Origin of the sequence: Bartonella sp. MU70NMGDW (assembly GCF_042194085.1) — a bacterium.
In the GTDB taxonomy this organism is placed as follows: Bacteria; Pseudomonadota; Alphaproteobacteria; order Rhizobiales; family Rhizobiaceae; genus Bartonella; species Bartonella grahamii.
On record NZ_JBHIMK010000116.1, the window covers coordinates 1 to 4699 of the forward strand.

Below are 4699 nucleotides of genomic sequence, written 5' to 3' on the forward strand. Positions count from 1 at the left end.
AATTTTGATTTTTCTCAAAAAATTAAATGGGGAGCCGGTATAGGAGGTCGTTATATGACGGGTCTTGGTCCTTTACGCGTTGATTTAGCCTTTCCTTTAAAGAGAGAGAAGGGTGATCCTCGCATTGGTTTTTATGTGGGTATAGGGCAAGCATTTTAATGAAAAAAGGTGTACATTTATCAGCTTTCTTCTTTGTATTTTTGTTTTTTGGGGTGGGTGGTTTTGTTTTTGCGCAAAGAGGAGATACTCTTCCCTCTAGCGAAATGAAAACAGATGATCGCTCATGGTTTGTTTCTTTAATTGAACGAAAGCTTTCAACGCCCAATCGTCAAGTTCGTTTACATAATATACAAGGGACACTGTCTTCTCAAACATCAATTGATGCTATTACTGTCAGTGATAAAAAAGGGGTTTGGCTTAAAATTACCAATGCTAAAATGGATTGGAATCGTCTAGCGTTGCTGAGAGGGCGGATGGACATTAACCAGCTTTCGGCAGAACAGGTTACATTTTTACGAAAACCGCAAGGCAATTCTTCTTTTGTTTCTTCCCTTGGGACGGGCAAGTTCTCTTTACCAAAATTGCCGCTTGCTCTTTCTATCAATACGCTTATAGCTCAACATGTGACATTTGAACAGAATCTTTTTGGTTTTTCTGCTGATATGTCATTAAAAGGTAATCTCACTTTGGCTAGTGGTAATTTTGATGTCGATATAGCGGCGCATCGTTTAGATGCACCAGGTTCTTTTTCTGTTGTCACCAAGATATCTGATAGTAATCGTACAGCTCAAATTGATATTTCTGCTAACGAACCACAAAATGGTATTTTGGCGAATATTTTTAACATTGAACAACGTCCAGCATTAAATCTCGTCGTGAAAGGTGATGGTACTTTTGATGATTTGGTTATCAAACTTTCTTTAGAGTCCGATCATCATTCTATTTTAGATGGTAATGTTATTCTTGCAAGTGTTCCAGAAGGACACAGTTTTTCTACGAAACTAGAGGGAACACTGAGCCCTTTAATACCTTCTCAATATCGTAGTCTCTTCGAATCTGATATAACATTAAAAGCAAAGACAAGAAGAACAAAAGAAGGTGTGACACACCTTGATCAGATGGTTATTCAGAGCAAAGCAATGAATGTTATAGCCAATGCTGAAATAACCGCTGATGGATTTTTGCGGCGGCTTTTTGTTGATGGTAAAATGGCTCTTGATAACGAACAGGAGTCTATTCATTTACCTGTATCGGAAGTATCAAAACCTGCGAATACTCTTGCTTTGAACATTGACTATGGTCGCGAAGGGCAACAATCTTGGAATGGGCGGTTGGTTGTAGGTCATTTAAGCAATAAAAATATTTATATTCGCGATGCAATTTTTGATATGGGAGGAGTAAGCGAAAATCTTGATAATGCAGCTTCTCGTCATGTTGGTGTTCAGGTTAAAGGAACGCTTCAAGGGGTTAAAAAAATTAAGGGAGCGTTAGTAGAAAATTTAAGCCAAGCGGTTCATGTGCATTTAGATACGGATATTGTTTCGAATAAACCAATTTTGATTCATGATCTGAGTGTTACGGCTCAGGGTTTTTCTTCTTGGTTAAAAGGGACAATGGAGGGTTTTGTTTTTAAAGGCGATCTCGGTTTAAAAGCTCAAACATTAACTCCTTTGGAAGTGTTCAGTAAACAATCACTTTCTGGTAGTGCAGATATTAAAGCCAAAGGAACGATCAATTTATTGAGTGGCATTTTTGATCTCCAATTATCAGGAATGGCTGACGATATGAAAATAGGCGTGCAGTCTTTTGATCGTTTATTCAAAGGAAACATCACTCTTTCAGGTGGTGCTACTCGAAATACGAAGGGTTTCATTTTTCGTCATTTTAATTTGAAAAATCAATATACAAACATAAAGGCTAATGGTTATTTTTCAGATGAAAGCGCTAAAATGGATCTATCTGCTGAAATATCTGATTTGTCCAAATTAGATCCAAAGATAAGCGGTGCGCTTACGATTGAAAGTACGGCGAGAGGGCGCAATAGCCATATAAAACTAAATACACGTGCTCATATTGCTGAAGCATTAATCGTAGGGAAGAAACTTCAAAACACAACATTTAACATAGATGCACTTATAGATAATACAGCACCAGTTACTGCTTTAACGGGGGTGGTAAAAGGTGAAGGGATTTTTGCTAAGAAACCTTTGCATTTATCGGCCTCTTTTAAAGATTCTCATAAAATTCGAAAACTTGAAAATATCGATATTAGAGGGGGAAGTGCAAAAATAACGGGTGCTCTTTCTCAACAACTTGGGGGGGGGTTGAAAGGAGCGTTGCATATTGATGCCGATGATATTTCCGTACTTTCAGCGTTATTTTTGCAGGATGGTAGTGGAAAAGTAAAAGGAGATTTTATTTTTGATGAACAAAATGGCAGACAAAAAACCAATGTGAAGGCGCATGTTAGCCATTTGAATTTTTCCAAGAATAAAATAAAAAAATTGGCAATAGATGCTGACATATTCGATCCTTTTGGCATGACACAGTTTGAAGGAGTTATCAATGCAGAACATATTCAAACACCTTTGATAATGGTCAATCGTTTAAATGCTCACGCCGATAGAAATAATGGACAAACGGTTTTTACTGTCCAAGCGATGTTGCATGATACTCTCAATGCACAGCTTTCTGGTCGTTTAATGGTTGAGGAACTTCCAGACAGTATAAAACGAGAAGTGCAAATTGAAACTGTGGATCTAAAACAACACATTTTTCATGCAACATTGCTGAAACCATCCATAATTGCTTTTGATAAAGATGGAATGACAATCAATGAATTAGGAATTGCAATAAATGGAGGCAACATCATCTTAGCAGGGAATATTCAAGATACCCTGAATTTGCAACTTACAATGAATGCGCTTCCTGCTACTTTAGTCAATCTGTGGAAAGCAGATCTTGGAGCAGCAGGGAGTGTAACAGGGCATGTTATGATTCGTGGTCATTTAAAAAAACCTGATATAACGTACGATATAAAAGGTGAGGGACTGACAACCGTTGCTTTTCAAGATAAAAAAATTATGCCTTTTTCTCTTTCTGCTACGGGAAACACTGTAGATCAAAATCTTACTTTAAATGCAAATTTAACAGGAGAAGGAGTACAAGCACAAGCTCAGGGGCATGTATCTCTAGAGAAAAATACGCTTGATCTTCATATTAATTTGCAAAATTTATCTGCACGTTTGGCGAATGGTTTTATTGCAGGACAAGCGCTTGATGGGACACTGATAGGCAAAATTGATATTGGTGGAATAATGAAGGATCCATCTGCTCATTTTGAGCTTTCTAGTCAAAATTTAACCGCTATGACGCATAAAGGACCAATGTCAATCAATATAAATGCTCGTGGTTCTTATAAAAAATCGACATTTCATATTGAAAATATGATAGCTACTGGAGATAAAGGATTAGATCTTTCCGTCCATGGGCCTGTATCTCTTAATGGTTCAGAGGCAAAATTAAACGTTAAAGGGATAATGCCTCTTGATTTTGTTAATCTCTTATTAGCTAAGCGTGGTGCACATATAACGGGTACAGCAAGAATTGATACAGTTCTTAATGGAACGTTATCAAAGCCACAATTGATAGGAAATATTTCTATAGGCGACGGTAGCTTTTTTGATTCACAAACAAATGTAGGATTGAATAATATAACGCTTGAAGGCAAATTGAATGGTGATCATATCCTTATAGAGAAAGCTTCAGCTTCTTCGTTTGAGGGGGGGAGAATTTCTGCTTCAGGTCGTATCTCTAATGGTCTAGAGACAGATTTGATATTTCATCTTGATAATGCCAATTATAATGATGGTTCTATGATTCTGGCAACATTGTCAGGTGAGATGACAATGAAAGGTCATTTTTTAAATGATCTTGTTGTTGGTGGTGATATCATCGTTGAAAAAGCTGAAGTTTTTGTTCCTGATCATTTTAAAAGTGCTAAGTTTCTTGATATTAGAAATAAGAATTTAACTAAATCGATTCAAACAACACTTGAACGTGCTGATGTTAAGAAAACGAACAAAAGCAAAAGCCTTATAGTTACACAAGAATCTTCATCTGTCGTGTTATCAAATATGAGTATTACAGCACGCAATCAATTTTTTGTACGCGGAAAAGGCTTAGATGCTGAACTTGGAGGACGCATTAATCTAGCAGGCCCATTGAATGATGTGCATCCAGTTGGTGAATTTAGAATGATTCGTGGACGTTTTGATATTCTTTCGCAACGTCTTAATTTTGATCAAGGGCAAGCGAGTTTTAGCGGTAATCTTAATCCTACGGTTTATTTTGTAACCAACAATAACAGTGGTGATATTCGCGTCACTGTAACGGTAAGTGGGACGATTGATAATCTTGATATTAATTTTTCTTCACAACCGAATTTGCCTCAGGATGAGATTTTGGCGCGTTTGATTTTTAATCGCTCTCTTAATGAATTATCACCATTTCAGATTGCTCAACTTGCAGCAGCAGCGGCTGATCTTGCAGGTGCTTCTAATACATCTTTGTTGAATACTTTACGAACTAAAATTGGGCTTGATGATCTTGATGTTATCGTTAATGAGAAGGGTAATACAGGCTTACGTATTGGACGCTACATACACAATAATATTTATTTGGGCTTTGAAGCAGGGTC

Annotated in this window: 2 protein-coding genes; both read left to right on the plus strand. The window is 37.1% G+C overall.

Translation table 11 applies throughout. From position 1 onward, the window contains the following. Nucleotides 1-159 (plus strand): BamA/TamA family outer membrane protein (locus ACFIKE_RS08315; RefSeq protein WP_375649227.1); only part of this gene is annotated, 159 nt, incomplete at its 5' end. Further along, the coding region (locus tag ACFIKE_RS08320; RefSeq protein WP_375649225.1) for a translocation/assembly module TamB domain-containing protein at nt 159-4699 on the plus strand (4541 nt) is incomplete at its 3' end. The genes ACFIKE_RS08315 and ACFIKE_RS08320, both read left to right, overlap by 1 nt.